Genomic DNA, 26,793 nt, shown 5'->3' on the forward strand with positions numbered 1-26,793 from the left:
TGATAGGAGGATGAATATGACGACACAAATGAAATTGCCGGTTGATCAGCAAGCGGTGCAGGCTTTCTCAGAAAAGAACGGCGAGCCTGGCTGGCTGTCGTCCCTTCGATTGGACGCACTTGCGAAAGCAGAAGAGCTGCCATTGCCGAAGCCGGATAAAACGAAAATTGATAAATGGAATTTCACACAGTTTGCAAGCCATACTGTAGATAGCGAAGTTTATGCTTCATTAGAAGAGCTTCCTGAAACAGTGAAGTCTCTTGTAGACGCTGAGAAGCAGGAAAACCTGTATATCCAGCGCAACAATACACCAGCATACCTGAAGCTGTCTGACAGCCTTAAGAGTAAAGGTGTTATTTTCACAGATATTTTTACTGCAGCGAAGGAGCATCCTGAGCTTGTAGAACAATATTTCATGAAGGACGCTGTACAGGTGGACGAGCATAAGCTGACTGCGCTTCATGCAGCACTTGTAAATGGCGGAGCATTCCTTTATGTGCCTAAAAACGTTGAACTCGAAGAGCCAATTCAGGCTGTATACGTTCACGACAATGCAGACGCAGCTCTTTTCAACCACGTATTAGTGGTAGCTGAAGAGAATTCTGCGGTCACTTATGTGGAATCGTATCTTGCAACTGAAGGTGCTGGTGAGTCGCTTGCGAACATCATCACTGAAGTTGTAGCTAAAGATAACGCACGCGTTGTATACGGAGCAGTTGATAACCTGTCAGAAGGTACAACAACTTACGTAAACCGCCGTGGAACAGCAGCACGCGATGCAAAAATCGAGTGGGCACTTGGTATGATGAATGACGGTAATACAATTTCAGAAAACATCACGCACCTGATTGGTGATAATTCACATGGCGACACAAAGATGGTTGTAGTCGGACGTGGAAACCAAAAGCAGAACTTCACAACGAATATCAGACACTGGGGTAAAAACTCAGAAGGTTATATTTTGAAGCACGGTGTGATGAAGGACGCAGCTTCTTCTATCTTTAACGGAATCGGTAAGATTGAGCACGGCGCTACAAAAGCAAACGCTGAGCAGGAGTCACGTGTACTCATGCTGAGTGAAAAAGCTCGCGGTGATGCAAACCCGATCCTTCTGATTGATGAAGATGATGTAACTGCAGGTCACGCAGCTTCAGTTGGCCGCGTAGATCCAATGCAGCTGTTCTATCTGATGAGCCGTGGTATTTCTCAAAAAGAAGCAGAACGTCTTGTGATTCACGGTTTCTTAGCACCAGTTGTGACAAACCTTCCAATTGAAGGCGTTAAGCAGCAGCTGACAGAAGTCATTGAAAGGAAAGTGAATGTATGAATGTCGAAGAGATCCGCAGACAGTTTCCAATATTGGACCAGGAAGTAAACGGTCAGCCGCTTGTCTATCTTGACAGCGCAGCTACTTCTCAAAAACCGCTGTCTGTGATCCGGGCACTTGATGAGTACTATAAAGGGTACAATTCAAACGTACACCGCGGTGTGCACACGCTTGGAACCCGGGCGACAGACGGGTATGAAGGAGCTCGAGAAAAAGTTCGTAAATTCATTAATGCCGCAAAGTCTGAAGAGGTCATCTTCATGCGCGGTACGACAACAGCGATTAATACCATCGCACAAAGCTATGGGCAGGACAATGTGAAAGAAGGCGACGAAATCGTCATCACACATATGGAGCACCACAGCAATATTATCCCGTGGCAGCAGCTCGAAAAAAGAACCGGTGCAACGCTCAAGTATGTCCCGCTTCAGGCAGACGGCACGCTGTCACTGGATGATGTACGTGAAACGATTACGCAAAATACGAAAATCGTTTCAATTATGATGGTTTCCAACGTACTTGGCACAATGAACCCGATTAAAGAAATCACACAAATTGCCCATGAAAATGGTGCAGTGATGGTGGTGGACGGTGCACAGGCTGCGCCGCATATGAAGGTTGATGTGCAGGACCTTGACTGTGACTTCTTTGCATTTTCAGGTCATAAAATGGCTGGACCCACTGGTATTGGCGTTTTATATGGCAAGAAGAAACATCTGAATGCAATGGAGCCGGTTGAATTCGGTGGAGAGATGATTGACTTTGTCGGTCTTCAAGAGTCTACATGGAAAGAGCTTCCGTGGAAATTTGAAGGCGGAACACCAATTATCGCAGGTGCAATTGGTCTTGGGGCAGCAATCGATTTCCTGAATGAAATTGGTCTGGATGAAATTGAGAAGTATGAGCACCACCTGGCTGCTTATGCGATGGAGAAAATGTCTGAGATTAATGGTCTGACCATCTACGGACCAAAAGATCCATCAAAGCGTGCCGGCCTTGTGACATTTAATCTTGATGATGTTCACCCGCATGACTTAGCCACTGTACTTGATGCAGACGGTATTGCAATTCGCGCAGGTCATCACTGTGCACAGCCGCTGATGAAATGGCTCAACGTTTCTTCAACAGCACGTGCAAGTTTCTATCTGTATAACACAGAAGAAGATATTGACCGCTTAGTAAGTGGACTCGTTAAAACAAAGGAGTATTTCAGCGATGTCTTTTAATAACTTAGACCAGCTGTATCGTCAGGTGATTATGGATCATTATAAGAACCCGCGTAACAAAGGTGAAATCGAAGACAGTGTAACTGTTGATATGAATAATCCGACTTGCGGTGACAGAATCCATTTAACACTTGATGTACAGGATGGAATTGTAAAAGAAGCTAAATTCGATGGCGAAGGATGCTCCATCTCAATGGCGTCTGCTTCAATGATGACACAAGTGATCAAAGGCAAGCCCATTGATGAAGCACTTAAATATTCTCAAATCTTTTCAGATATGATGCTTGGCAAAGAATACGATGATTCAGTAGACCTTGGTGATATTGAAGCACTGCAGGGTGTAGCGAAATTCCCTGCCCGTATCAAATGTGCAACACTTTCCTGGAAAGCAATGGAGAAAGGAATTGACCAGCAGTCTGAATAACTGCAAACAAAGAAGGAGGAATCATCATGGCGAAAAAAATGCCTGAAGTTGGCGATTATAAATATGGCTTCCATGACAAAGACGTATCGATTTTCCGTTCGAAGCGTGGTCTGACGCGTGAAATCGTGGAAGAAATTTCCCGCATGAAAGAAGAGCCGGAGTGGATGCTGGACTACCGCCTGAAAGCTCTTGAACAGTTTTACAATATGCCAATGCCTCAGTGGGGCGGCGACTTAAGCGGACTGAACTTTGATGAAATTACGTACTACGTTAAGCCATCAGAGCGAAGCGAGCGCAGCTGGGACGAGGTCCCAGAGGAAATCAAGCGTACATTTGACAAGCTTGGTATTCCTGAAGCTGAGCAGAAATATCTTGCTGGTGTATCTGCACAGTATGAATCAGAGGTTGTATACCACAACATGAAAGAAGATCTTGAAGAAATGGGTATTGTCTTCAAGGACACTGATTCAGCGCTTAAAGAAAACGAAGAGCTTTTCAAAAAGCATTGGGGAACTGTTATTCCTTCTGGTGATAACAAGTTCTCAGCACTGAACTCAGCAGTATGGTCAGGTGGATCATTCATCTATGTGCCTAAAGGCGTAAAGGTTGATACTCCACTGCAGGCGTACTTCCGAATCAACTCTGAAAACATGGGTCAGTTCGAGCGTACACTGATCATTGCTGATGAAGGCTCAAGCGTACACTATGTTGAGGGTTGTACAGCACCAGTTTATACAACAAACTCTCTTCACAGTGCCGTTGTTGAAATCATCATCAAAAAAGACGCTTACTGCCGTTACACAACAATTCAGAACTGGGCGAACAACGTATTCAACCTGGTAACGAAGCGTGCAGTCTGTGATGCTAATGCTACAATGGAATGGGTAGATGGAAACATCGGCTCTAAGCTGACAATGAAATACCCTGCAGTCATTCTTCGCGGTGAAGGTGCACGTGGTATGACACTTTCTATCGCACTTGCAGGTAAAGGTCAGCACCAGGATGCAGGAGCTAAAATGCATCACTTAGCGCCAAACACATCTTCAACAATTGTATCTAAATCAATCTCTAAACAGGGCGGTAAAGTAACCTACCGCGGTATCGTACACTTCGGACGTAAAGCACACGGTGCACGGTCTAACATCGAGTGCGATACACTGATTATGGATAACGAATCAACATCTGATACAATTCCATACAACGAAATTCTGAATGACAACATTTCACTTGAGCACGAAGCGAAAGTGTCTAAGGTATCTGAAGAGCAGCTATTCTATCTGATGAGCCGGGGAATTTCTGAAGAGGAAGCAACTGAAATGATCGTAATGGGCTTCATCGAGCCATTCACGAAAGAGCTTCCGATGGAATATGCAGTAGAAATGAACCGTCTGATTAAGTTCGAGATGGAAGGTTCAATCGGTTAATATGATCAAAACCCGCACTTTTTGGAGTGCGGGTTTTTCTATGATTTGAAGAAGGAGCCGGGGAGGAATAGCAACAAGTATTGGTGGGATTGATACAAATTCGGCGTTTTCTGGTGCAACTTCCCGGGCGTATCACTACAACCTGAGCGGAGATTACTGCAACTCCGGCCAAAATAGCGACAATTGACCCCAGCTGCCCTGCATGCACTTGGGAAACAGGCTTGTGTCAAAGGGTATCAAGAGGATGTGGTGCAACACAAGTTCTAGATTGTATCCGACAACTAAAGAGTTTAATTGCTACAACCTGCGCGCGGAATGCTACAACTCCCCGAGTGTATCGCTACAACCTCAGCACGGAATGCTACAATTTCACCAGAAATCGCTACAAACTGGCCCCGTCCACTACAACCACAAAAAAAGACTGCCGCAGCAGTCTTTTCCCGAACACTAATATGATAAATCCTCGGAAACCTTATCAGCTGAAGGCGACCTCCAAACAAATCCAATCGCTGCACCAACTAGCGCAGGGAGCATCCATCCGAGTCCAATTTCATATAATGGCAGATAGGTCATATAAAATGCTGTTACGGCATCAAGCGCTCCGTTTGCGATGCCTGGCAGTGTGCCAACCAGCGCATTATACCCGTCAATCAGACTGACGAAGAATGTCAGAAACATCGCGCCTGTATAGATGCTGCGCTTGTGACCAAACAGGTTCGAAGTCAGTCCAAGTAAAATCAGTACAATAGCAAGTGGATATAAGAACATCAGCATTGGAATCGCATACTGAATAATATTCGTTAATCCGAAGTTTGCGATCAGCAGTGACATCAGTGAAAGAATCAGTACAAATGTTTTATAGCTGACTTTTGGATACAGCTGATGGAAAAACTCACTGCAGGCGATGATCAGGCCAATACTTGTCTTTACGCAGGCAAGCACGATAATCAGTGCAAGCAGGATCGCCCCAAATGGTCCGAAATAGTGCTGTGCCACAGCTGCGAATGTCAGTCCGCCATTCTCAAAGGTGCCGACAGTTTGTGGGCTTGTTGCCCCCATATAAGTGAGCAGTCCATAGATCAGCATCATTAAACCGGTAGCAAACAGACCGGACTTCAATGTTGTCTGTGCGATGGCTTTTTTATCAGTGATCCCCAGGGTTTTTATGGCGTGAATGACGATGATACCAAATGCCAGTGCACCAAGGGCGTCCATCGTGTTATAACCTTCACGGAAACCGCTCATAAATGGCAACGACTGATAATCTGTTGCAGGCGCCTGAAAGCTGCCCATTGGATTGACTACAACTGTAATAATTAAAATTGATAGGAAAAATAAAAAGACTGGTGTCAGGTATTTACCGACAATATCCATGACCTTTTCAGCTTTCAATGATAAAACATAGACAATGGCAAAGAAAATGATACTGAATACAGCCAGCCATAGACGGCTCTGTTCAGGGCTGATAAATGGCTCAAACCCTACCGTGAATGGCACAGTCGCAGTACGCGGGATTGCAAAAAACGGGCCAATTGTTAAATACAGAATTAAAGCAAAAACCGTTCCAAAAACCGGGTGGACCCGGCTTGCTAGGTCATGAAGCCCTTTACTGCCTGATAGACCGATCGCAAGAATCCCGAGAAGCGGGAGTCCAATTGCGGTGACGAGGAAACCGGCGAGTGCAGGCCAGAATGATGTGCCTGCAAGCTGTCCAAGGTGGATTGGGAAGATTAAGTTGCCGGCTCCGAAAAAGAGACCGAACAACATCGTCCCAATCATGATATAAGTGGAGAATGGTATTTTTTGTTGCATAAGCTTGTTCCTTTCCTGTAGCTTTTTGAGTGCGACGCTGTGACGTAATAAAGGTAATCCTAACAAGAATAAACATACGTTACAATAACAATTTTCTGTTTTTTTAAAACAGTTTTTTGAGAGCGCTTCCTTTTGCCAAAAGATGTTTTAGCGAGTATTTTATGTAAAAAACATCATTTTATCTGATCGCTACCGCAGTGTCTTAACTGTGATACAATAACGATATTAAATCGGTCGTAAGCGGGTGATTGTGTGATTTATATCGGTTTGACCGGATGGGGAGATCATCCGGATGTATATGATGAACATTCCTCAAAGCAGGATAAGCTGAAAGATTACGCCGGACACTTTCCGATCGTTGAGCTGGATGCTTCCTTTTATGCTGTGCAGCCTGAGCGCAACATGAAAAAGTGGGTGGCGGAAACGCCTGATTCATTTAAATTTATTGTCAAAGCCTATCAGGGCATGACCGGACATCAGCGTGGAGATATTCCTTTTGAGTCGAAAGAGGACATGTTCAAGGCATTCAGGCTATCACTTACTCCTTTTCTTGAAGCAGATAAGCTTGGGGTTGTGTTGCTGCAGTTTCCACCCTGGTTCGACTGCAGGAAACAGAATGTTGATTACATAAGATACTGCAAACGGCAGCTTGAAGGACTTCCTCTTGCGATTGAATTCAGAAACCAGTCGTGGTACTCAGATGAGTTTCGTAACGGTACACTTCAGTTTTTAAGAGATGAAGAACTTATTCACAGCGTCTGTGATGAACCGCAGGCAGGGGAAGGTTCAATTCCGCTGATTGCCGAGAGCACGCATAAAGGGGTAACGGTATTCAGACTTCACGGCAGAAATACAGCCGGCTGGACGAAAAAGGGCAATGAAAACAGCTGGCGCGAAGTAAGATATCTGTATGATTATACTGAAGCAGAGCTGAGAGATCTCGTTCCTGTCCTTCAAAAACTGGACCGTGCATCCGATAAAATATATGTACTTTTTAATAATAACTCCGGTGGACATGCAGCAGCCAATGCAAAAACAATGATTGAGCTGCTGGGACTGGATTATGGAGGTCTCGCTCCGCGTCAGCTTGACTTATTTTAAGATTGGGATGAAGTAGGTATGGAATGGTTTTTACTGCCTTTAATCGGGCTTGCAGCCGGGGCAATCGGGTCACTGATTGGTCTTGGGGGCGGCGTGATCGTCGTACCTGCGCTGCTGTTTTTTGGACCGGCACTGATGTGGATTGATGGTATCACACCACAGACAGCTGTTGGGATCTCATTAGTTGTGATGATTTTCACAGGCTTATCATCAACGCTTGCTTATTTAAAAACGAAAACGGTCGATGTGAAAAGCGGCCTGTTATTTTTCGCGGGAAGTGGTCCCGGGGCAATCGTTGGTTCTTATACAAATCAGTATTTGACATTAGGATCTTTTCATCTGTATTTTGGATTATTTATGATCTTTTTATCGTTTATTCTTTTAATCAGAAATAAATTGAAACCGATTGAAAAATTCAAAACGGCTTCGTACCAGCGTCATTTTACTGATCCGCAGGGCGTACAATGGGCATACGGATTTCCACCGGCTGCGGGTGTCATTGCAGCATTTGCGGTAGGGTTTGCATCTGGTTTATTTGGTATCGGAGGAGGCTCTGTCATGGTGCCGGTGATGATTATTGCTTTTCTTTTTCCACCGCATGTAGCAGTCGGTACTTCAATGCTGATGGTCTTTCTCTCGGCATTGCTGGGCTCAGCTTCACATATTGCGCTTGGAAATGTAGATTGGCTATACGTTGCCCTGCTCGCTCCAGGTGCATGGTTCGGTGCAAAGCTTGGCGCCTGGATGAATCAGCGGATGCAGTCTGATAAGCTTGTGATTGTACTCAGACTCATTCTGGTGTTAATCGGAATCAGATCGATTATTGAAGGAATATATGGCTAAAAGGCAAGGTGGAGGTGATAAAAGATGAAGGAAAGAATGACATTTTTTCATACAAATGATCTGCATAGTCATTTCGAGAACTGGCCCCGGATTCATCAGTTCCTGCAGCAGCAGAAGCAAATGCTTAAGCAGGACGGGGAAGAGGTTTTTCTTTTTGATATCGGGGATCACGCAGACCGTTCCCACCCTTTGACAGAAGGGTCATCCGGAAAGCGGAATGTGGATCTGCTCAATAAAGCCGGATATGACGCCATAACAATTGGTAACAATGAAGGCATTACTTTTTCATATGAAGAGTTAAATGAACTGTATCAGCACGCTGACTTTGAAGTGGTCTTAGCGAACCTCTTTACGTCTAAAGGTAACCGGCCGGACTGGACACGGCCGTATCTGATTAAAACGACAAAAAGCGGTGTGAAGATCGGCATTACAGCGGTGACTGCTGAATATCCCGTTTTTTACGAAAAGCTTGGCTGGCATATCACATCTGCAAAAGATGAACTGAAAGCACAGGTCAGAGCGATGAAAGACAAAGTGGACATCATTATCCTGCTGTCCCACCTTGGAATCCGTGAAGACGAGTGGGTGGCTGAAGAATGTCCTGATATCGACATTATTATGGGGGGACATACACACCACGTGCTTGAAAATGGAAGGCTCCATCATCAGGTGCTCCTTGCTGCAGCTGGTAAGTACGGGATGTATACAGGGAAAGTTGAGATTGAATTCGATCATGTAACGAGGGAAGTATCCGGAAAAACAGCAACTTTATATGAGACGAGTGAACTGGAGGCCGCCGCTGACTTGAACAGTGCTTGGCTTGAAGAAGGAAAACGGCTTCTTTCAAATGAAATTACTGTGCTTGATCAACCGATACCTCATAACCCCCTCGAGGCGGCATCACCACTGTCAGTTCTGCTGGCTGAAGCAGTGCTTGAGTGGTGTCAGGCAGATTGTTCAATCGTAACAGGCGGTCTGCTGCTTGGTCAGCTTGAAGCAGGACCTGTAACGGAATATGACCTTCATAAAATTCTTCCTCACCCCATCAATCCTTGTATGGTGGAACTGACAGGGAGTGAATTAAAAGAAGTACTCAGAGAATCCAGACATCAGAACTGGCCAACTACGGTGATCAGGGGACTTGGGTTCAGAGGCACAATTTTAGGCGAGTTTATTTACAAAGGGCTTGAAGAAATTGATCATCAATTTTATGTAAACGGAGAGTTGGTGCGGTCAGATCAAGTTTACCGGATTGCAACCGTTGATATGTTTACATTTGGTTTTTTCTTTCCGGAAATGCACAGAGCAAAAAAACAGTACTTTATGCCTGAATTTTTACGTGATATTTTAAAGGAGAAGCTTAAAACTACAGCCCGTTAAAAAATAGACAGAGAAGGGTGATCAGTCAATGAGATTAATATCCACAAAGGTTCTTCGGGCTGGGATGGTATTGGGTCATACCATTTATAATGTAAATGACAAACCTCTATTGCAGGCAGGTGTTACGCTGAGTGAGCCAATGATTTCCCGACTACGTTTTTTGAAAGTGCAGTACGTCTATATTTCAGATGAGAAATCTAAAGGCATTGAGGTAAAAGAGAGTGTGCCTGTTCATGTCAGACAGGAATCGATCAGGGAAATGAAAGATGCATTTTCTTCAATACGGACAAGCAAGCAGAAAAATATGGCTGCCATGCTTGAAAGCAAGACCGAAAAAATACAACATGTATTAAAAGGAATTATGAGTGAAATGGATGCAAATCAGGATCTGCTCATGATCTTATCAGATGCTTATATTTATGATTCTTATATATTCCATCATTCATATAATGTCACGCTGTATACACTGGCGATTGGAAAAGAGCTGAGGCTACCGGTTAAACAGCTTGAACAGCTGGGACTTGGCGCCATGCTCCATGATATTGGAAAAACAATGGTGGATGAGTCAGTCCTGATGAAGGAAGGGCCGCTTACAGAAGAAGAGTTTGAGGAAATTAAAATGCATACAGTACATGGATTTGAAGTGCTGAAAAATCTTCATAATGTTTCGTTACTGACCGCTCATTGCGCGTTTCAGCATCACGAAAGACTGAACGGTTCAGGTTACCCGCGGGGCATCTTTGTTGAGGATATTCATCTTTATGCAAAGATTCTCGCTGTTGCAGACGTATTTGATGCCTGCACGTCAAACCGTGTTTATCGTGATAAAATGCTGCCTGCTGATGCGCTTGAAATTATCCTGGCTGGGTCAGGTACATTATTTGATCCGACAGTGATTAAAGCTTTTCAGATGGGTGTGGCGATTTATCCGAACGGGCTCACCGTACAACTGAGCGACGGTAGAAAAGGAATTGTGGCGCGGCAGAATAAAGGCGTTTCAACGCGGCCGGTGATCAGGGTAGTGGAAGAGAGCGGGAAAATCGTCAGAGCTACATATGAAGTTGACCTGTCGGCACATCTGGATGTGACAATTGCTGAGACTGATATCTCTTTTATAACTGAATAATTCTAAGTAAAAAACCCTTCTGACCTGCATACACTGCGTTATAGGAGGGCTTTTTTATGCGCAGAAAAAGAATGATGATCAAGCCGCTCACAGCACGCTCTGTCTGGCTGCTGTCATTGGTGTTATTTCTGCTGATGACAGCCATTGGGCTCGCTGTTATCAATACTGGTATTAAGCCAACTTTGATGATCTATGCCGAGTCCCAGACACAGAAAATCGGTGCGCTTGTAATCAGTAAGGCAGTAAACAGAGAGATTGCAAACGTCATGGATATCAATGAAATTATTGAAAATGTACCAACGGATTCAGCTGAAATGGTCACCACAAAGTTTAATACAGAAATTATTAACCGGGTACTTGCAGAAACCACAGAGCTTGTACAGGAACAACTGCGGGCAATTGAAAGAGGAGATACAAGTATTTTAAAGTCTCTGACTGAATTAGATCTAGAAGTGGAAGATGCCGGCAACCTTGAAGGAATCGTCTATACGGTGCCTCTTGGTCAGGCTACCGGAAACGCGTTACTTGGAAACCTTGGACCAAAAGTACCAATCAGGTTTCATGCAGTCGGAAGTGTGACGTCAAACATTAAATCAAATATTGATGAGTTTGGTATTAATAACGCATTTGTTGAGATTAATATACACCTTGTAGTAAATGTTCAGATTATCGTACCGTTTGCGACAGAAGTGACGACAATTGAACAGGATATACCGGTTGCAATGGGGCTGATTCAGGGACAGGTTCCTGAAATTTACAATGTCGGCGATGGTATGTCTCCTTCACTTGAAGTTCCGATTCCAACAAATTAGTCTTGAATTGAAGACAGTCACTTGTTATAATTGTTCAGTAAAATGAATAATCACCACATCATAATCCGATGGGGTAGAGGAGCAGTATTTAAGAGTAATCTGTGTGAGGATGACAACTGCGATCACAGATGAAAGGGGATCACTGCCGAAATGGTAATAATCAGTCAGGGTTTTATCATTGGGGTTATCTTTAATAAGGATAACACTCTCTTTCCGCAGCATTTTGCGGGTTGAGGAGCTACAGATCGTGATGGAGCATAACATTACTAACTTTCAAGGGTAATGGTAGAGTCCTCTATCATTGCCCTTTTTTGCGTTTTTTACGATTATGCCTCATACCTTGCCCTATCAAAAATTAAAGGAGGGAACATTATGGAAGGAACTTGGTTATCACTTTTACCACCAATCATTGCAATTGTAATGGTTTTACTTACTAGACGCGTCCTACTTTCGCTTGGCGCGGGTATTGTCGCAGCAGCACTATTAATCACAAGCTTTGGACCGCTTGCGACGCTTGAAACACTCTGGATGTCATTTAGCGGCGTATTTTGGGAGCACGGGTCAGATGGAGAACCCGGCGCACTGAACTTATGGAATATTTTTATTATGTTATTCCTGATTATTCTTGGTGTGATTACAGCATTCATTAACGTATCTGGAGGCGCAAGAGCGTTTGGGGAATGGGCAATGAAGCGCGTGAAAACACGTGCCGGTGCTCAGGCTGTAACTGCTTGCCTTGGTATTATTATCTTTATTGATGATTACTTCAACAGCCTTGCAGTCGGACAGGTGGCACGTCCACTGACTGACCGTCACCGCGTGTCGCGTGCAAAGCTTGCTTATCTGATCGATTCAACAGCAGCGCCGATCTGCGTGGTGTCACCCGTATCAAGCTGGGGAGCATACATCATCGCAGTAATTGGCGGGATTCTTGCTACACATTCAATTACTGAATACACAGCATTCTCGGCATTTATTCAAATGGTGCCAATGAATCTTTATGTATGGGCAGCACTTGGAATCGTCTTTATAGTCGCACTTCGCGGTGTTGATTTTGGACAAATGAAAGTGCATGAAAACCGTGCGATTGAAACAGGCGAAGTATATGACCCTAACAAAGATATTCCGGGAGAACTTAAAAATGATCTTCCTACATCAAAGCACGGAACAGTCGGAGATCTAATCTGGCCAATCATCGCTCTTGTGGTTGGTACAGTGGCTTCGATGATGTGGACAGGCGCTCAGGCTTATACAGCTGACACAGGAGAATCTGCAACGATTCTTCAGATGTTCGAGTATACTGATGTAGCAAAATCACTTGTATATGGTGCGCTAGTTGGACTGGCGGTAGCCATCGCATTCTTTATCCGTCAAATTGGCCGTTCTGAGAAAATCGGTGGAGCTGAATTTTTCCTTGCACTAAAAGAGGGCGTTAAATCAATGCTGCCGGCGATCTATATCCTTGTATTTGCTTGGATGATTGTTGGTCTTATTGGTGATCTTGGTACTGGTGAATATCTTGCAGGAATCGTAGAATCATCGAATCTGCCACTTGGATGGCTGCCAGTGTTACTATTCTTAGTTGCAGGCGTAATGGCATTCTCAACAGGTACATCATGGGGATCATTCGGTATTCTGCTTCCAATCGCAGGAGAAATTGCAGCAAGCACAGATATTTCACTCCTTCTGCCATCACTTGCAGCCGTACTTGCAGGTGCTGTATTCGGAGACCACTGCTCACCAATTTCTGATACAACGATCCTTTCTTCAACTGGAGCGGGAAGCAATCATATCGACCACGTTGCAACGCAGATCCCTTATGCCCTAACTGGTGCTGCCATTGCTTCAGCAGGTTACATTATGCTTGGCTTCTCAGGAAACACGTTACTTGCGCTTGGACTTGTCATTGTACTGCTTGTTTTATTTGCAGTGATAATGGGCAGGAATCCTGATAAAGCGAGAACCGTGTCAGCTAAAGAAGAGCTGGAGTAAGACATTTGAAGCCTGAATGGTTAACGCCATTCAGGCTTTTTTTAAAAGGACTATTGTACGATTGGAAAAATGTATGAATTATATAAAGTGTGAAAGATTTTGCACACTATTTCAATAAACATTGATATAACAGTGTTTATTTATTTTTCTAGATTATAGTAATATAATTTCAGAATTTTTTAAAATAGTACTTTTACATTTAGGAAGCAAGTGCTATACTGTTTTTAGATTATGAGAAATAATCTGAATATATAAAAACTTCCACTTATTCAGGAAGTACTTTCAGGGGGGTAATTAGATGAATCGTCAACAGTGGGGATCGCGTGCCGGATTTATTCTTGCAGCAGTCGGTTCCGCAGTCGGACTCGGAAACATTTGGCGTTTTCCGTATGTCGCTTATGAAAACGGTGGGGGAGCATTCTTTATTCCATATTTATTTGCACTCTTAACAGCCGGTATTCCAATTCTTATCATGGAATTCACCATCGGTCATAAGTACAGAGGATCAGCGCCACTGTCATTCTTCCGCATGAGCGGTAAAAAAGCAGAATGGCTTGGGTGGTGGGCAGTATTTGTATCGTTTGTTATTTCCACCTACTATGCAGTTATTATTGCCTGGGCAATGAGGTATACAATCTTCTCATTCGGTCAGGCTTGGGGAGAAGATACAGAAGGCTTTCTATTCAGTGAATTTTTACAGCTTGACGTAGCACCTGGTGAAACAGGCGGCATTGTGTGGGGAATTTTCATCCCACTCGTACTTGTATGGGTCATTACACTGGGGATTCTACTTGCTGGTGTTAAGAAAGGGATTGAATATGCAAACCGTATTTTCATCCCGACACTTGTTATTTTATTCCTGATTATCGTCATCAGAGCGGTAACACTTGAAGGTGCAGCTCAGGGTCTGAATGCATTCTTCCAGCCGAATTTTGAAAACATACTGGAACCGTCAGTCTGGGTAGCAGCTTACGGTCATATTTTCTTCAGTTTATCAATTGCGTTTGCAATCATGATTACTTATTCAAGCTATCTTCCGAAAAAATCGGACATTACGAATAACGCATTTATCACAGGTTTTGCAAACTCAGGGTTCGAGCTTTTAGCTGGTATCGGAGTATTCGCAGCGCTTGGATTCATGGCTTCACAACTGGATGTTCCGGTTTCAGAAGTTGCTTCTGCCGGTGTAGGACTTGCCTTCGTGGTATTCCCGCAGATTATTAATCAGCTTCCGGGGTTAAACGGAATTTTCGGTGCACTATTCTTCTTCTCGCTTACACTTGCCGGATTGACTTCACTAATGTCGATCACTGAAACGTATGTAGCAGGTTTAACTGAGAAGCTTGGTATCTCCCGTAACAAGGCTGTTCTTTTCGGGGGCGGACTTGCCGGATTAATTTCTATTCTGTTTGCCACTCAGGGCGGGCTATTCTTCCTTGACGCAGCAGATTACTACATTAACCAGTTTGGTGTAGCAGCTATTGGTCTGGTCGAAGTGATTATGATTGCATGGATTCTGCGTAAAACGAACGTGCTTCAGGGTCACGCTAACCTGACATCAGATATTCACCTTGGCGGATGGTGGAAAGCATGTCTTGCGATCGTTACACCAATCGTACTTGGATACATGATGTTTGGACTTGTTACAGATAACCTCTTCCAGCAGTTTGACAACGATTCTGGTAACTATGAAGGTTATTCCAACGGATTTGCACTGACGATGTTCTTATCGTCAGCAGGTGCAGCATTTGTCCTTGGAATTGTGTTATCAACACTAAAATGGAGCCGTTCAACACCAGTTGAGCTTCCGGATAAGGACTAAGGGAGGGATTCGCAATGACAGCCAGTGCAATTGTAATGATGGTAATTGGGATCGTTCTTTTATGGGGCGGACTTGCTGCAAGTATTACGAACGCAGTAAAGAAATCCAAAAATAAAACAGCTTAATAAATAGGCTGCCTGTGCTTAATGCATAGGCAGTTTTTTTAATGTATACTCAGGAGCTAGGTCATATTCATTCATGGCAGAAGGAAGCCATGATGACATAGGTGATACCTCGGGCGGCTCCGGTTCTTTTGAACATCCAGTTATCAGCAGGATCAAAAGAGCAGCATAAATAAGCTTCATCGAAACAACACTCCTTTATGCAAGTTTGTCCAGTTCGAATCGGAATCATGCATAGAAAAAATTGTGTTGTCATGTATAATAGGAAGTAGTTAACAGGCAGGAGTGAGAATCTGATGATTACAATGCATAATCAGCAATATGAAATCATAGAGGAATTCAGGGAAGGTTATAATGAAGAGGCTTTTGAAGCGAGATACAGTGAGATTCTGCATAAGTATGATTACATTGTAGGTGACTGGGGATACGGACAGTTGCGGCTGAAGGGCTTTTTTGAGGATACGAATCAGAAGTCTTCTTTTGATACGAAGATTTCTACGGTGAAGGATTATTTATATGAGCACTGTAATTTTGGGTGCCCTTATTTTATTGTGAAGAAGGTTGCCGGGGCTAAAAAGTAGATGGTGTGGTGAAAACTAACCGTTTCGCTGCGCTTCGGGCGGACGCTTTCCGGACGGAGGTTGCCAAGCCTCCTCACCTTCGGTTGCGGGGTCTCGGCTTCCCTCTAATCGTCCCGGAGTCGCCGCCCTACGCTCCGCTGCACTATATTGGTGTTTAATATACAATGAAGTATGTCTCCTTTTAAATTGAGATATACTTCTTTTTGTTTTCGATGTGTTAAAAGCCATTTTGGTTTATGCACAGCTGGAGCTACAATCACCAGCCAATTTTAAAAAAGACAAATCAGTAAAAAACATCAAGGCTTATGTGCACCGGGATCGAGTCTTGGAATGTATTCGTGGTCGCCTTTGTTTTCGTAGTTGAATGCGCTGTAGTAACGCTGTCCTTCTCTCCATGGGCCAGATTTGTTTCTGACGAGTGTATATTTCCCTCTGGGTGAGCCGTAGGGGCCTTCCGGGAGGGTTTCCGGTATCAGGTATTCCTTTTGGACTTCGACGTTTGAAAAATCGCTGTAGCGTTCCATTACACTGCTCCTTTTTGGTTTAGTATGAGCAGGCGGGCTTCAATTGATTCACAGGATCACTTCGTATAAAAATTCTCGCAGCTCGGATGCGTCCTGTTCAGAAAGCTTGAATGCATGTTCAATATAACCCTCTTCATCAAGATCATCCTGTCCGATAATCGCAAAGCGGCTGCCCTGGATGTCCATCACCATTGCTTTCCCGTAGTGGCGGTCGGAATATAGGATAGCCAGGTCAAAGCGCTGATTTTCTCCCATAAAGCTGACAAACCTCGTTTTTGTTTCCTCTGTATCATCATAAAGAAAAAATCGTTCAGTCATATTAAAAATCCTCCTTAAGCTATACATACAATTATAACGATTAACACACGTCATGCCAAAAAATCTGAAGGCTTATGGTACACTAAAAGCAGACATTTTGATGGAGTGTGAAGAGATGTACTTCGTGGATAGAGAAACAATTGAAAAAACATTAACGTTTATGGAAGAACAGCTCAGCTTTTTACATGGGCACAGTTCATGGGAATCTAAAATTGAACAGCTGGCGCTTGAACGCAGTCTGCATACCGTTATAGAATCAATTATTGATGTAGGAAATTCAATGATTGATGGGTTTATTATGCGTGATCCAGGCAGTTATGAAGATATTATTGATATTTTAGAGGATGAAAAAGTGATTGGCAAAGACATGCATGCTGATCTGGTTAAGGTTGTAAAACTAAGAAAACACCTTGTACAGGAGTTTACTGAAGTAGACCATCAGATGTGCATTGATACATTTACATCAGCAGAAGGTGCACTTAAAGCATTTACACCTGCAGTCAGAACCTATCTTGAAAATGGGCTGGGCCCGGTCTCAGCATTTAGACGGTAAGGAATAGAGAGGACGTAAAGAATGAAAGCATATAAAGGTTATTTAATTGATTTGGATGGAACGATGTATAGAGGAACGGAGCCGATTCCTGAAGCAGTTGAGTTTGTTAAGAAGCTGAAGGCAAAAGGCATTCCGTATTTATTTGTCACGAATAATTCTTCAAAAACACAGAAACAGGTAGCTGCACACCTGCAGAATTTTGATGTACCTGCTGAACCGGAACAGGTGTTTACGACATCTCTTGCAACTGCAGCAGTTATTTCCCGGGAAATGCCGAATGGCTCAGCCTATGTGATCGGCGGCGACGGGATCCGTCAGGCTTTGACTGAAAAAGGGATTACAATTAAGGATGAAAAGCCGGATTACGTGATTGTTGGCCTGGATCGTGAAATCACTTATGAAAAGCTTGCGCTTGGCTGTCTGGCTGTCAGAAATGGTGCGAAATTTATTTCCACCAATGGCGATATTGCGATTCCGACTGAGCGGGGGCTGCTCCCTGGTAATGGCTCGCTTACTTCAGTGATCACGGTATCAACACAGACAGAACCGCTATTTATCGGTAAACCTGAGTCAGTGATTATGGAGCAGGCCTTAAATGTCCTTGGCCTGCCAAAAGAAGATGTTGTGATGGTCGGTGATAATTATGATACAGATATTAAAGCCGGTTTTAATACTGGGATGGATACGTTAATGGTCCATACCGGCGTGTCACCAAAGAGCCTGCTTGCTGAAAAAGAACAGCAGCCTACCTATTCGATTAATTCATTGGCTGAGTGGGAAATCTAGATATCTTATTGTAACGCGGCTGTTGATTTCCGCTACAATCACCAGCTGTGCTTAAACAACATTTATCTTTAACATAGCTTTTTATTAATAGTTACTCAGCAGGATCTTGTAGTGGAGGACGAAGACTCCCGCCCGGGGGCAGGAAAGCGAAGTCTTCTACGGAAAGATACTGCGTTTTTTAAAGCTAAACAAAGGGGATGCAGCTTATGTCGAAAGTTTTTGTTACCCGCAAAATAGATGATGCAGTGATTGATGAGCTGAAAAAGAGTTTTGATGTTGAGGTCTGGGATTCTGAGGATGAGGCTGTACCTAGAGATGTGCTATTAAAGAAGGCGAAAGAAAGTCATGCAATACTTACAATGCTTTCTGATCAGGTGGATGAAGAACTGCTGGCTCATGCCTCTCATTTGAAAGTCGTTGCGAATATGGCTGTCGGATATGACAACATCGATGTTCATGCTGCTGAAAAGGCTGGGATCATTGTGACCAACACGCCTGACGTTTTAACGGATACTACAGCTGATCTTGCTTTTGCACTGGTCCTTGCAGCAGCAAGAAGAATTCCTGAAGCGGCAGACTATATTAAAAATGGGGACTGGACGTCATGGTCGCCGTACTTACTGGCAGGGCGTGATGTTCATCATAAAACACTCGGCATTATTGGGATGGGGAAGATTGGACAGGCTGTTGCCAAGCGCGCAGCCGGCTTTGATATGAATATCCTATATCACACACGAAGCAGAAAATCAGAGGCTGAAGAACAATTTGGCGCACAATATAAAAGCTTAAATGATCTGCTTGAGAAGTCGGATTTCGTTCTGGTGCTTGCGCCGTTGACAAATGAAACGCGTGGCATGATTGGAGCTGAGCAGTTCGGACAAATGAAGGAGTCTGCCATTTTTATTAATGCAGGCAGAGGTCCTGTTGTAGACGAGGAAGCGCTGGTTGATGCGCTTGAAAATGGTGAAATAGCAGGAGCAGGACTTGATGTATTTGAAAAAGAACCGATCTCAAAAGATCATCCATTGCTGTCCATGAAAAATGTGGTCGCTGTACCCCACATTGGCAGTGCGTCAACTGAGACCCGCTTTATTATGATGAAGCTGGCAGCTGATAATATTAAAGCGGTATTAAACGGTGAAAAGCCTTTAACAAAAGTGTCAGGCTGATTCTCATTTAATTTAAATATTTCTCAATAAAAAATCCCCCTGCTTTTTTTAGCAGGAGGATGATAACAATTAAAATACCTGTTCAACTTCCACAACGCCAGGTACTTCTTCAAGCAGTGCGCGTTCGATACCTGCTTTTAGTGTAATCGTTGAACTTGGGCATGTACCGCATGCGCCAAGAAGTCTTAATTTTACGATTCCATCTTCAACGTCAACGAGTTCGCAGTCTCCGCCGTCGCGAAGAAGGAATGGACGAAGTTTATCAAGTACTTCCTGAACTGAATCTTTCATTTCTACTTCTGTCATTCGAATCGACTCCCTTCCTGTGTTCTATTATAATGAGTATGACGGAAAAAATCCATCCATGTTAATTGAAATTATTATTGTTTACACTTTTCGATCTGGGAGAGATATACTTTCTGAACGAAGACAGAGACGGGTGCTCCAGGCGGACGCTTTCCGCAGGGCCGGCGGTGAGTCTCCTCGGACGCTTCGCACCTGCGGGTTCTCACCTGTCCGGCTTCTCCTGCTGGCTCACCGCCCGGCCACGGAAAGCGTCCCCCTGGAGCGGAAATCATCAGCCAACCTATTAAAGATTTATTTAAAGGAGTTGTTAGATATGGCAAATAAAGCTGTGACGATTACGGTGTATGGGGCGGAGACGATTTGTGCGAGCTGTGTGGGTGCGCCTTCTTCTAAGGAGACGTATGAATGGCTTGAAGCGGCGATTGGCCGTAAGTTTCCGGATCGTACGTTTGTAATGGATTATGTGGATATTAATACTGATCAGGAGGATCCGAAGAAAGCTGCGTTTGTTGAACGTGTGTGGGAAGAGGATCTGTTTTATCCGATTGTGTTAGTGGAGAATGAAATCGTGGGGGAAGGGAACCCGCGTTTAAAAGCTGTATATAAAGAGCTTGAAAAGTATGGTTTTCAGACTGCAGAATAAATGAAAAGCGTCCAGAAGTGATTTCACTTTTGGCCGCTTTTTTTGTTCAGACTTCCGTAAAATTAAGACCTTTTAACACTTCAGCATCTGATTTGTCACACAGATAACATTTATCATGCTCATCTCTCATGACAACAAAATCAGGGTTCTGGTTATCATAATTCTCCGGAACTTCTACAAGGTTGTAGCGTTCATGGAATGGTAATAGTGACATGCAAATTTCACCGCCTGAAAAGATTTTCTTCAGTATATACGATGTGGGTATGAATCTATACTTTAGAAATTATTAAATGTGTTAATAGGCGCAGGTGAAATGATTCTATACTAAATCAAAAGGCTGGAACACGAATGTTCCAACCTTGTTTAATCATCCATTATGGTACTTATACATCCAAAGTACACCTGACTTCAGCAGTCTTGCGATACGTCCTGTTACGGTGCGGTCTGCAAGGTAGGCGAAGCCCTGTTTCTTACCGAGTGAGCCCATGAAGCCTTTTAGCTTAATTTTTGGCATCTGCTCAGGCAGCTCTTCGGTTTTCCAGCGTGCAAGAAGCACTTTGACAATCTGTTCCGCCTGTTCCTCTGCAAGTTGTGCACTTGGTGCGAAAGGAAGGCTTGCGCAGTCACCTACAACATAGACGTGCTCATTGTCCGGCAGGTTATGATACTGCGAAATAACAACGCGATTTGAAGAATCCTTTTCACCAGGCAGATCGCGCACGACTTTAACAGGCTGAATGCCGGCTGTCCATACACAAACATCAACAGGAATCTGCTCTTCGTGGTTATAAAGCATAGTAGGTTCTACCTTTGTAATGTTCGAGTTGCTGACAACTTCAACATTATTGGCATCAAACCATTTTTGTACATAGTTACTCAGACGCTGAGGGAAGGCAGGAAGGATGCGCTCACCGCGGTCAAAAAGTTTAATCTTCAGGTCTTCACGGCTTTCGCGCAGTTCACTTGCCAGTTCAATCCCGCTCAGTCCCGCTCCTACTACACCAACAACTGATCCTGAAGGAAGGTTTGAGAGGCGTTCATAGGTCGCTCTTGAACGCTGAATGGACTGGATGCTGTACGTATGTTCGTCTGCACCTGGTACGCTGTGATATTTATCCTCACATCCCAGTCCGATTACAAGATCATCGTAATGAACTTCAGTGTTATCCTCAAGAATGACACGGCTTTCTTCAGTATCAATTTTCGCTACAGAGCCGTATTTTAATTCCAGGCGTTCATGCTCAGGAAAGCTTACACGAACTTCCTGATCTGAAGCAGTACCAGCTGCCAGCGCATAATACTCAGTTTTTAGACAGTGATATGGTGTGCGGTCAATTAATGTAATTTTTACGTCTTCAGGCAGCTTATCCGGCAGCAGTCGCAGTAACACGCGCATATTGCCGTAGCCTCCACCTAATAATACTAAGTGTTTCATGGATAGCCCTCTCTTTACAGTAAGCATATTGGTAAGTAAGCACTTTCAATATGATCATACATACACAATGTGTTTGATCATTACGTTTACATTCATTAAAAAGTATATCGGAATAAAGGTCTTAGTACAATCATATTAAGAGATTTATTTCACAAACTTGTCATGAAAAAGAGCAGGATCATTGACGAACTTTATATAAGACGTTACATTTGAAGTGAGTATGAGGTGATAAAAATGAAACCAATTATAGAGTTTTGTATTAGCAATATAGCAAGCGGATCACAGGAGGCATTTGAAACGCTCGAGCGTGACCCGAACCTTGATGTGATTGAATACGGCTGTACAAGCCACTGCGGAATTTGTGCAGCGTCGATGTTTGCGATTGTAAATGGGGAATTGGTGGAAGCTGATACACCAAAAGAACTGGTGGAAGCTGTCTATGAGTTTCTTGAAGAAAATCCGATGTTCTAATAGAATGAACTAAAAGAAGCTGGTCGATTCCGATCAGCTTCTTTTTACAGGGCTTTACGATCTTCTCGGTAAAGCTGCCATCTTTCTTTCGCCATATGAACCATTTTACGGTCAGTGGAAGTGTGCTGCCTTTCAATGATTTTTGAGAAATGTCTGGTTGCTTCATCTTCTTCCCCGAGACGCAGTGACAGCTCTGCAATCAGATACAGTACACGTTCTGTTGTGATCTGTGATCCAGTATAATCTTCCTTGGAATAAGCATCTTTATAAGCCTCAACAGCCAGGCGCTGGAATCGCTGCTCCTGGCTGTCATCTCGCCCGCGGAAGAGCCATGAAAGTCTCAAGTATAATCCCGCAAGTGTGATGCTCTTTTCCCGCTTAATGACAGCGATATAAATGGCCAGCTTGAAAGCCTTCACCGCTTCATCAATGGAGCGTTCACCGGAAAAGTCGAGGTGCTGCCAGTGCCTGGAGATTTTTTCTTCTATTTCTTCTTTACCTCCGGGTGGGAAATAAGAAGCAAAGTCATCTGTAAAAGAATAACCGCATTCCGGACATAAATATACATGATACAAATTGGGATTTAATGATTGATCCTCATAAATCGGCATTAAGTCAGAGCTGTGGTCTTTTGCACGTACAAAGCGCCCTCTGATCTTTGTCGTTTTAAATGTGTGAGTACACAATCCGCAGGTTATATGCTTTTGATACAATGGCGTTAATTCCATCCCGGAACACCTCCTATTAGTTCAATATGCTCTAATTATAATTGTTTGATGAGTATATTATACCCTTGAAATAGGTCTTTTGAAACATATATTTAAAAAGAATGAATGTATCATTTTTATACGGCTCGCTGCTGAATATAATCAAACAACCCGATTCCAATCGGTTGAGTCAAAGCTTAAATAACGATATACTAAAAATAGTTAAAAACGTTGGAGGTGCTGAAATGGCAAATGTAATTAAATTATCAGAAGCTGCAGCGCTTCAGGTGAAAGATATGATGAAGCAGGCTGAAGAGGAAGATGCATATTTGCGCGTCGCAATTAAAGGTGGCGGATGCAGCGGATTATCTTATGGAATGGGCTTTGAGCACGAGCTTGGCGATACAGACCAGGTTGAAGAACACCATGGTATCCAAGTGCTTCTGAAAAAAGAAGACGCTGATATTTTGAATGGAACTGAAATTGACTATAAACAGTCACTGATGGGTGGCGGTTTTACAATTGAAAATCCGAATGCGATCGCTTCATGCGGATGTGGGTCTTCATTTAGAACAGCAACAAAAGCAGGTACACCTGAGAATTGCTAATACGAAAAAATCGCCGGCAGCGCCGGCGATTTTTTTATATAGCTTTTAATGCTTCCTTAATCGGATCATCTCCATTCACCATTTCAATCGTTTTATGATGAAGGTTTGTACAGAGAATGGATTCTACAAGTATCGTTGCAACATCCTCACGGGTAATTTCACCCTCGCGATGCTTCATTTCCTCTGATACATCAATTTTCCCGGTTGCCCCGTCGTCTGTTAATGCGCCGGGACGTATAATCGTATAATTTAATCCACTTTGTTTTAAGTGAACATCTGCGTCATGCTTCGCCTGAAGGTAGTGATGGAATGTTTCGCTGTCTTCAGCAAGTGAGGGATCATCGGCACCCATTGAGCTCAGCATAATAAAGCGCTCAATGCCTTTTTCTTTGGCGTAATCAATCGCTTTAATTGCGCCATCACGGTCAACAGCGGTTGTTTTGTCCATTCCTGTATCAGGGCCGGATCCTGCTGCGAAAATAACTGCATTTACATCTTCAAACGCGTAGTTAAACGTCTGTTCAAGGTCAGCGATAATTGGTCGTGCCCCGAGATCCTCCATTTCCTTGGACTGCTCGGATTTACGGATCATTGCTTTTACAAGATGCTGTTCACTTTCAGCCAGCTTCTTTACTGTCATTCGTCCGGTCGTTCCGTTTGCACCAATTACAAGTACATGCATGGTATCACTCTCCAAAAATAGTTGATACTCTATAACATACCCGTAGCTGCTTTTTGCTAAACGAATGATCAGCTGAACATAGACGTACTGTGCATCGGCTGAACGCGTGCTTTTGGATCAATTGAAGCTTTTGCATTGTTCACAGCGGTCGGTGCTTCACCGAATCCTGATGCAATCAGTTTCACTTTCCCGTCATACGTACATACATCACCTGCAGCGTAAATACCAGGAATATTCGTCTCCATTCTGGAATTTACGACGATTGAATTTTTCTCAATCTCCAGTGTCCATTCTTTAATCGGACCAAGTGATGACACAAAGCCGTAATTCACTATTAAGTGATCGAAATTTAACACAGTTGTTTCTTCTGACTTCGCTTTTTGAAGCGTAAGAGACTGAATATTATCATTCATGGTCTGATACCCAACAGGTGTATAAGGCGTCATGGCATTCACACTCGACTCCTTCAGCTGTTCAACGCTTGCTTCATGTGCACGGAATGTATCACGTCTGTGAACCAGTGTGACTGATTTTGCTACCGGCTCAAGCATCAGTGCCCAGTCAACCGCCGAGTCACCGCCGCCTAAAAGCACAACGTCCTGATCCTTAAAGTTTGAAAGGTCTTCTATAAAGTAGTGAAGATTCTTTTCTTCAAAGTCATGCAGACCATCCAGATTTAACTTTCTCGGCTGAAATGCACCATTGCCTGCAGTGATAATGATGGTTCTTGTATAGTGAACTTCTTCAGGTGTTGTCAGCACAAATACACCATCTTCACGTTTTTCAACCTTTGTCACTTCCTGACCAAGGCGGATTTCTGTATCAAACCGTGACATTTGAGCTGTCAAATTATCTACAAGCTCCTGTGCTTTTACTTTCGGAAAACCTGCTACATCATATATATACTTATCGGGATATAAAGCAGTTAGCTGTCCGCCAAGATGCGGAAGACTTTCAATCAGCTTTACACTTGCCTGGCGCATACCGCCGTAAAAAGCCGTGAATAGTCCAACCGGACCGCCGCCTATCACTGTAATATCATAAATCGAAGTATCCTCTTTCATCATGAGATCCCTCCACAAAACCTGATTTGCATGTAGTGTAACACATCATTCGATCCAATAACCTTTCACGAGGTTCTAAAAAAACACTTTTCAGACTTTCGAATGAGGACACAAAGTTTTCAGATTTTATCATAAAACCTTGAAATAAGAAGAAAAAAAGAATATGATGGTTTAAGATAAAGAATCAATAGAAGAAGTATGATGTTCATTCACGTGAACAATTTCACAATCTTTTATGATGGCTGGCGTTGCTGCCTTAAAAGCAGCGTAATCTCATATTAAAAAGGTGGAAGTGATCTAATTGAAAAGACCTACAGTGGTTGTTTTAGGAGCAGGTTACGGCGGATTATCCGTTATTACTAAACTTCAGAAGCTTGTAAATGCAGACGACGCAGACATTATTCTGATTAACAAGAATGATTACCATTATGAATCAACTTGGCTGCATGAAGCAGCTGCAGGTACAATGTCTCCTGACTCAGTACGTTATGATATTGGCGGCGTACTTGATAAAGGAAAAGTTAACTTTGTACAGGCAACAGTTGAAAACATCGATACAAAAGCACAGAAAGTCATTACAGACCGTTCTGAAATCAGCTATGACTACCTTGTAGTTGGTCTTGGTTTCGAAGGTGAAACATTCGGAATCCCTGGTCTAAAAGAGCACGCTTTCTCAATTGCTAACGTTAAAGCTGCACGCCAGATCCGTGACCACATCGAATATCAATTTGCAACATACAGCCTTGAAGAAGTGAAAGATCCTTCAAGATTGACAATCATCGTAGGTGGAGCAGGCTTCACAGGAATTGAATTCCTTGGAGAACTTGCTGACCGCCTTCCTGAGCTTTGCGAGGAATATGATGTAGATCCTAAAGCTGTCCGCATTCTGTGTGTTGAAGCTGCACCAATGGTTCTTCCAGGATTCGATGAAGAGCTTGTTGAATATGCAGTTAACTACCTGAAGAGTAAAGGAATCGAATTCTCGATCGGTACACCTTTAACAGAAGCAACGCCTGAGGGAGTTAAAATTAAAAAAGGTGAAGATGTATTCGAAGAAATTCCTGCAAAAACTGTTGTATGGGCTGCCGGCGTACGCGGTAACTCAATCATCGAAAAAGCAGGCTTTGAAAACATGCGTGCCCGTATCAAAGTTGATCCGGACCTTCGCGCACCTGGACACAACAACGTATTCATCGTTGGTGACTGCGCATTAATGATCAATGCACAGACAGAACGTCCATACCCGCCAACTGCACAGATCGCAATGCAGCAGGGTGCACATACTGCACACAACCTGGTTGCACTGTTCAAGGGTGAAGAGCTTGAACCATTCACACCTGATCTGAAGGGTACAGTCTGCTCACTTGGTGAAAACGAAGCAATCGGCGAAGTATTCGGCCGTAAGATCACAGGTAAAAAAGCTGCTATGATGAAAAAAGTCATCGACAACCGTGCGCTATACATCCTCGGTGGTCCTGGCCTTGTATTCAAAAAGGGTAAGCTGAACATGTTTTAATAAAAAAGAGCGGCTGCGG

28 protein-coding genes, 1 pseudogene and 1 riboswitch are annotated in these 26,793 nt (G+C 43.5%); of the genes and pseudogenes, 20 read left to right on the forward strand and 9 right to left on the reverse strand.

What is annotated here, in order from left to right; translation table 11 throughout:
- The first annotated feature begins 16 nt into the window (after positions 1–16).
- The 4 genes from sufD to sufB are packed head-to-tail and all read left to right on the forward strand — an operon-like array spanning position 17 to position 4,401.
- A complete protein-coding gene (gene sufD, locus ACH6CZ_RS10480) occupies positions 17–1,327 on the forward strand; it encodes a Fe-S cluster assembly protein SufD (protein ID WP_374097373.1) in 1,311 nt (436 codons plus the stop codon).
- Positions 1,324–2,553, forward strand: a complete 1,230-nt coding sequence (locus ACH6CZ_RS10485) for a cysteine desulfurase (protein ID WP_374097374.1) — start codon at positions 1,324–1,326, stop codon at positions 2,551–2,553. Before sufD ends, ACH6CZ_RS10485 begins: the two co-directional genes overlap by 4 nt.
- On the forward strand, positions 2,543–2,977 hold the full coding sequence (gene sufU / locus ACH6CZ_RS10490) for a Fe-S cluster assembly sulfur transfer protein SufU (protein WP_039810760.1): 435 nt from the start codon (positions 2,543–2,545) through the stop codon (positions 2,975–2,977). Before ACH6CZ_RS10485 ends, sufU begins: the two co-directional genes overlap by 11 nt.
- A gap of 26 nt (positions 2,978–3,003) precedes the next feature.
- Positions 3,004–4,401: a Fe-S cluster assembly protein SufB gene (sufB, locus tag ACH6CZ_RS10495; protein ID WP_374097375.1), complete on the forward strand. Its 1,398-nt coding sequence runs from the start codon at positions 3,004–3,006 to the stop codon at positions 4,399–4,401.
- A gap of 447 nt (positions 4,402–4,848) precedes the next feature.
- Here the strand turns inward: sufB and brnQ are convergent, their stop codons facing one another.
- The gene (gene brnQ, locus ACH6CZ_RS10500; RefSeq protein WP_374097376.1) at positions 4,849–6,213 is read right to left on the reverse strand and encodes a branched-chain amino acid transport system II carrier protein; all 1,365 of its coding nucleotides are present in this window, start codon (positions 6,211–6,213) and stop codon (positions 4,849–4,851) included.
- 252 nt (positions 6,214–6,465) lie between these two features.
- On the opposite strand from brnQ, the gene ACH6CZ_RS10505 reads away from it, so the two are divergent.
- From ACH6CZ_RS10505 to ACH6CZ_RS10545, 9 genes are all read left to right on the forward strand, one after another.
- The gene (locus tag ACH6CZ_RS10505) at positions 6,466–7,314 is read left to right on the forward strand and encodes a DUF72 domain-containing protein (RefSeq protein ID WP_374097377.1); all 849 of its coding nucleotides are present in this window, start codon (positions 6,466–6,468) and stop codon (positions 7,312–7,314) included.
- A gap of 18 nt (positions 7,315–7,332) precedes the next feature.
- Entirely contained in the window at positions 7,333–8,157 is an 825-nt protein-coding gene (locus ACH6CZ_RS10510; protein WP_374097378.1) for a sulfite exporter TauE/SafE family protein, read from the forward strand.
- A gap of 24 nt (positions 8,158–8,181) precedes the next feature.
- Positions 8,182–9,537: a bifunctional metallophosphatase/5'-nucleotidase gene (locus ACH6CZ_RS10515; protein WP_374097379.1), complete on the forward strand. Its 1,356-nt coding sequence runs from the start codon at positions 8,182–8,184 to the stop codon at positions 9,535–9,537.
- A 28-nt stretch (positions 9,538–9,565) separates the two neighbouring features.
- Positions 9,566–10,663 (forward strand): HD-GYP domain-containing protein, encoded by a 1,098-nt coding sequence (locus ACH6CZ_RS10520; RefSeq protein WP_374097380.1) that lies wholly within the window; start codon positions 9,566–9,568, stop codon positions 10,661–10,663.
- A 56-nt stretch (positions 10,664–10,719) separates the two neighbouring features.
- Positions 10,720–11,475 (forward strand): sporulation protein YunB, encoded by a 756-nt coding sequence (gene yunB, locus ACH6CZ_RS10525; protein ID WP_374097381.1) that lies wholly within the window; start codon positions 10,720–10,722, stop codon positions 11,473–11,475.
- Between the two features lie 66 nt (positions 11,476–11,541).
- A riboswitch (Lysine riboswitch) is annotated at positions 11,542–11,724 on the forward strand.
- A 123-nt stretch (positions 11,725–11,847) separates the two neighbouring features.
- Positions 11,848–13,467 (forward strand): Na+/H+ antiporter NhaC family protein, encoded by a 1,620-nt coding sequence (locus ACH6CZ_RS10530; RefSeq protein ID WP_374097382.1) that lies wholly within the window; start codon positions 11,848–11,850, stop codon positions 13,465–13,467.
- A 298-nt stretch (positions 13,468–13,765) separates the two neighbouring features.
- Positions 13,766–15,289 (forward strand): sodium-dependent transporter, encoded by a 1,524-nt coding sequence (locus tag ACH6CZ_RS10535; protein ID WP_374097383.1) that lies wholly within the window; start codon positions 13,766–13,768, stop codon positions 15,287–15,289.
- Between the two features lie 14 nt (positions 15,290–15,303).
- Entirely contained in the window at positions 15,304–15,414 is a 111-nt protein-coding gene (locus ACH6CZ_RS10540; protein WP_374097384.1) for a methionine/alanine import family NSS transporter small subunit, read from the forward strand.
- A 293-nt stretch (positions 15,415–15,707) separates the two neighbouring features.
- Positions 15,708–15,992: a YutD family protein gene (locus ACH6CZ_RS10545; protein WP_374097385.1), complete on the forward strand. Its 285-nt coding sequence runs from the start codon at positions 15,708–15,710 to the stop codon at positions 15,990–15,992.
- Positions 15,993–16,288: 296 nt separating this feature from the next.
- Here ACH6CZ_RS10545 and ACH6CZ_RS10550 read toward each other — a convergent pair whose 3' ends face one another.
- Complete coding sequence (locus tag ACH6CZ_RS10550; RefSeq protein WP_374097386.1) at positions 16,289–16,516, reverse strand: cytosolic protein; 228 nt, start codon at positions 16,514–16,516, stop codon at positions 16,289–16,291.
- Between the two features lie 48 nt (positions 16,517–16,564).
- The gene (locus ACH6CZ_RS10555; RefSeq protein ID WP_374097387.1) at positions 16,565–16,834 is read right to left on the reverse strand and encodes a DUF3055 domain-containing protein; all 270 of its coding nucleotides are present in this window, start codon (positions 16,832–16,834) and stop codon (positions 16,565–16,567) included.
- A gap of 115 nt (positions 16,835–16,949) precedes the next feature.
- Between ACH6CZ_RS10555 and ACH6CZ_RS10560 the strand changes: the two genes are divergently transcribed.
- The 3 genes from ACH6CZ_RS10560 (at position 16,950) to ACH6CZ_RS10570 (ending at position 19,342) form a co-directional block, all read left to right on the forward strand.
- Positions 16,950–17,387, forward strand: a complete 438-nt coding sequence (locus tag ACH6CZ_RS10560; RefSeq protein ID WP_374097388.1) for a DUF86 domain-containing protein — start codon at positions 16,950–16,952, stop codon at positions 17,385–17,387.
- Positions 17,388–17,408: 21 nt separating this feature from the next.
- Positions 17,409–18,173 (forward strand): TIGR01457 family HAD-type hydrolase, encoded by a 765-nt coding sequence (locus tag ACH6CZ_RS10565; RefSeq protein WP_374097389.1) that lies wholly within the window; start codon positions 17,409–17,411, stop codon positions 18,171–18,173.
- A gap of 206 nt (positions 18,174–18,379) precedes the next feature.
- Complete coding sequence (locus tag ACH6CZ_RS10570) at positions 18,380–19,342, forward strand: 2-hydroxyacid dehydrogenase (RefSeq protein WP_374097390.1); 963 nt, start codon at positions 18,380–18,382, stop codon at positions 19,340–19,342.
- A gap of 69 nt (positions 19,343–19,411) precedes the next feature.
- Here the strand turns inward: ACH6CZ_RS10570 and ACH6CZ_RS10575 are convergent.
- Positions 19,412–19,704: pseudogene (locus tag ACH6CZ_RS10575) on the reverse strand (NifU family protein).
- A 257-nt stretch (positions 19,705–19,961) separates the two neighbouring features.
- Between ACH6CZ_RS10575 and ACH6CZ_RS10580 the strand changes: the two are divergent.
- On the forward strand, positions 19,962–20,291 hold the full coding sequence (locus ACH6CZ_RS10580; protein WP_374097391.1) for a YuzD family protein: 330 nt from the start codon (positions 19,962–19,964) through the stop codon (positions 20,289–20,291).
- A gap of 46 nt (positions 20,292–20,337) precedes the next feature.
- Here the strand turns inward: ACH6CZ_RS10580 and ACH6CZ_RS10585 are convergent, their stop codons facing one another.
- Together ACH6CZ_RS10585 and ACH6CZ_RS10590 are read right to left on the reverse strand one after the other, a co-directional pair.
- A complete protein-coding gene (locus tag ACH6CZ_RS10585; RefSeq protein ID WP_374097392.1) occupies positions 20,338–20,505 on the reverse strand; it encodes a hypothetical protein in 168 nt (55 codons plus the stop codon).
- Between the two features lie 153 nt (positions 20,506–20,658).
- Positions 20,659–21,726: an NAD(P)/FAD-dependent oxidoreductase gene (locus tag ACH6CZ_RS10590; protein WP_374097393.1), complete on the reverse strand. Its 1,068-nt coding sequence runs from the start codon at positions 21,724–21,726 to the stop codon at positions 20,659–20,661.
- 234 nt (positions 21,727–21,960) lie between these two features.
- Here ACH6CZ_RS10590 and ACH6CZ_RS10595 point away from each other — a divergent pair, with 234 nt between their 5' ends.
- Positions 21,961–22,197: a YuzB family protein gene (locus ACH6CZ_RS10595; RefSeq protein WP_374097394.1), complete on the forward strand. Its 237-nt coding sequence runs from the start codon at positions 21,961–21,963 to the stop codon at positions 22,195–22,197.
- A gap of 44 nt (positions 22,198–22,241) precedes the next feature.
- Here the strand turns inward: ACH6CZ_RS10595 and ACH6CZ_RS10600 are convergent, their stop codons facing one another.
- On the reverse strand, positions 22,242–22,925 hold the full coding sequence (locus tag ACH6CZ_RS10600) for a DUF2225 domain-containing protein (protein WP_374097395.1): 684 nt from the start codon (positions 22,923–22,925) through the stop codon (positions 22,242–22,244).
- 224 nt (positions 22,926–23,149) lie between these two features.
- Between ACH6CZ_RS10600 and ACH6CZ_RS10605 the strand changes: the two genes are divergently transcribed.
- Positions 23,150–23,512: a HesB/IscA family protein gene (locus tag ACH6CZ_RS10605; RefSeq protein WP_374097396.1), complete on the forward strand. Its 363-nt coding sequence runs from the start codon at positions 23,150–23,152 to the stop codon at positions 23,510–23,512.
- Positions 23,513–23,546: 34 nt separating this feature from the next.
- Here the strand turns inward: ACH6CZ_RS10605 and ACH6CZ_RS10610 are convergent, their stop codons facing one another.
- Both ACH6CZ_RS10610 and ACH6CZ_RS10615 read right to left on the reverse strand, forming a co-directional pair.
- Positions 23,547–24,194, reverse strand: coding sequence for an SDR family oxidoreductase (locus ACH6CZ_RS10610; protein WP_374097397.1), 648 nt, complete (start codon positions 24,192–24,194; stop codon positions 23,547–23,549).
- Between the two features lie 68 nt (positions 24,195–24,262).
- Positions 24,263–25,258 (reverse strand): NAD(P)/FAD-dependent oxidoreductase, encoded by a 996-nt coding sequence (locus ACH6CZ_RS10615; protein ID WP_374097461.1) that lies wholly within the window; start codon positions 25,256–25,258, stop codon positions 24,263–24,265.
- 301 nt (positions 25,259–25,559) lie between these two features.
- Here ACH6CZ_RS10615 and ACH6CZ_RS10620 point away from each other — a divergent pair, with 301 nt between their 5' ends.
- Positions 25,560–26,774, forward strand: a complete 1,215-nt coding sequence (locus ACH6CZ_RS10620; RefSeq protein WP_374097398.1) for an NAD(P)/FAD-dependent oxidoreductase — start codon at positions 25,560–25,562, stop codon at positions 26,772–26,774.
- Positions 26,775–26,793: the final 19 nt, after the last annotated feature.

The sequence above is a fragment of the Jeotgalibacillus sp. JSM ZJ347 genome, assembly GCF_044383825.1.
Classification (GTDB): Bacteria; Bacillota; Bacilli; order Bacillales; family Jeotgalibacillaceae; genus Jeotgalibacillus.

Coding starts and splice junctions, on each gene's coding strand:
- sufD (WP_374097373.1), top strand. CDS start 17: ATGACGACACAAATGAAATTGCCGGTTGATCAGCAAGCGGTGCAGGCT.
- ACH6CZ_RS10485 (WP_374097374.1), top strand. CDS start 1,324: ATGAATGTCGAAGAGATCCGCAGACAGTTTCCAATATTGGACCAGGAA.
- sufU (WP_039810760.1), top strand. CDS start 2,543: ATGTCTTTTAATAACTTAGACCAGCTGTATCGTCAGGTGATTATGGAT.
- sufB (WP_374097375.1), top strand. CDS start 3,004: ATGGCGAAAAAAATGCCTGAAGTTGGCGATTATAAATATGGCTTCCAT.
- brnQ (WP_374097376.1), bottom strand. CDS start 6,213: ATGCAACAAAAAATACCATTCTCCACTTATATCATGATTGGGACGATG.
- ACH6CZ_RS10510 (WP_374097378.1), top strand. CDS start 7,333: ATGGAATGGTTTTTACTGCCTTTAATCGGGCTTGCAGCCGGGGCAATC.
- ACH6CZ_RS10515 (WP_374097379.1), top strand. CDS start 8,182: ATGAAGGAAAGAATGACATTTTTTCATACAAATGATCTGCATAGTCAT.
- ACH6CZ_RS10520 (WP_374097380.1), top strand. CDS start 9,566: ATGAGATTAATATCCACAAAGGTTCTTCGGGCTGGGATGGTATTGGGT.
- yunB (WP_374097381.1), top strand. CDS start 10,720: ATGCGCAGAAAAAGAATGATGATCAAGCCGCTCACAGCACGCTCTGTC.
- ACH6CZ_RS10530 (WP_374097382.1), top strand. CDS start 11,848: ATGGAAGGAACTTGGTTATCACTTTTACCACCAATCATTGCAATTGTA.
- ACH6CZ_RS10535 (WP_374097383.1), top strand. CDS start 13,766: ATGAATCGTCAACAGTGGGGATCGCGTGCCGGATTTATTCTTGCAGCA.
- ACH6CZ_RS10540 (WP_374097384.1), top strand. CDS start 15,304: ATGACAGCCAGTGCAATTGTAATGATGGTAATTGGGATCGTTCTTTTA.
- ACH6CZ_RS10545 (WP_374097385.1), top strand. CDS start 15,708: ATGATTACAATGCATAATCAGCAATATGAAATCATAGAGGAATTCAGG.
- ACH6CZ_RS10550 (WP_374097386.1), bottom strand. CDS start 16,516: ATGGAACGCTACAGCGATTTTTCAAACGTCGAAGTCCAAAAGGAATAC.
- ACH6CZ_RS10555 (WP_374097387.1), bottom strand. CDS start 16,834: ATGACTGAACGATTTTTTCTTTATGATGATACAGAGGAAACAAAAACG.
- ACH6CZ_RS10560 (WP_374097388.1), top strand. CDS start 16,950: ATGTACTTCGTGGATAGAGAAACAATTGAAAAAACATTAACGTTTATG.
- ACH6CZ_RS10565 (WP_374097389.1), top strand. CDS start 17,409: ATGAAAGCATATAAAGGTTATTTAATTGATTTGGATGGAACGATGTAT.
- ACH6CZ_RS10570 (WP_374097390.1), top strand. CDS start 18,380: ATGTCGAAAGTTTTTGTTACCCGCAAAATAGATGATGCAGTGATTGAT.
- ACH6CZ_RS10580 (WP_374097391.1), top strand. CDS start 19,962: ATGGCAAATAAAGCTGTGACGATTACGGTGTATGGGGCGGAGACGATT.
- ACH6CZ_RS10585 (WP_374097392.1), bottom strand. CDS start 20,505: ATGTCACTATTACCATTCCATGAACGCTACAACCTTGTAGAAGTTCCG.
- ACH6CZ_RS10590 (WP_374097393.1), bottom strand. CDS start 21,726: ATGAAACACTTAGTATTATTAGGTGGAGGCTACGGCAATATGCGCGTG.
- ACH6CZ_RS10595 (WP_374097394.1), top strand. CDS start 21,961: ATGAAACCAATTATAGAGTTTTGTATTAGCAATATAGCAAGCGGATCA.
- ACH6CZ_RS10600 (WP_374097395.1), bottom strand. CDS start 22,925: ATGGAATTAACGCCATTGTATCAAAAGCATATAACCTGCGGATTGTGT.
- ACH6CZ_RS10605 (WP_374097396.1), top strand. CDS start 23,150: ATGGCAAATGTAATTAAATTATCAGAAGCTGCAGCGCTTCAGGTGAAA.
- ACH6CZ_RS10610 (WP_374097397.1), bottom strand. CDS start 24,194: ATGCATGTACTTGTAATTGGTGCAAACGGAACGACCGGACGAATGACA.
- ACH6CZ_RS10615 (WP_374097461.1), bottom strand. CDS start 25,258: ATGAAAGAGGATACTTCGATTTATGATATTACAGTGATAGGCGGCGGT.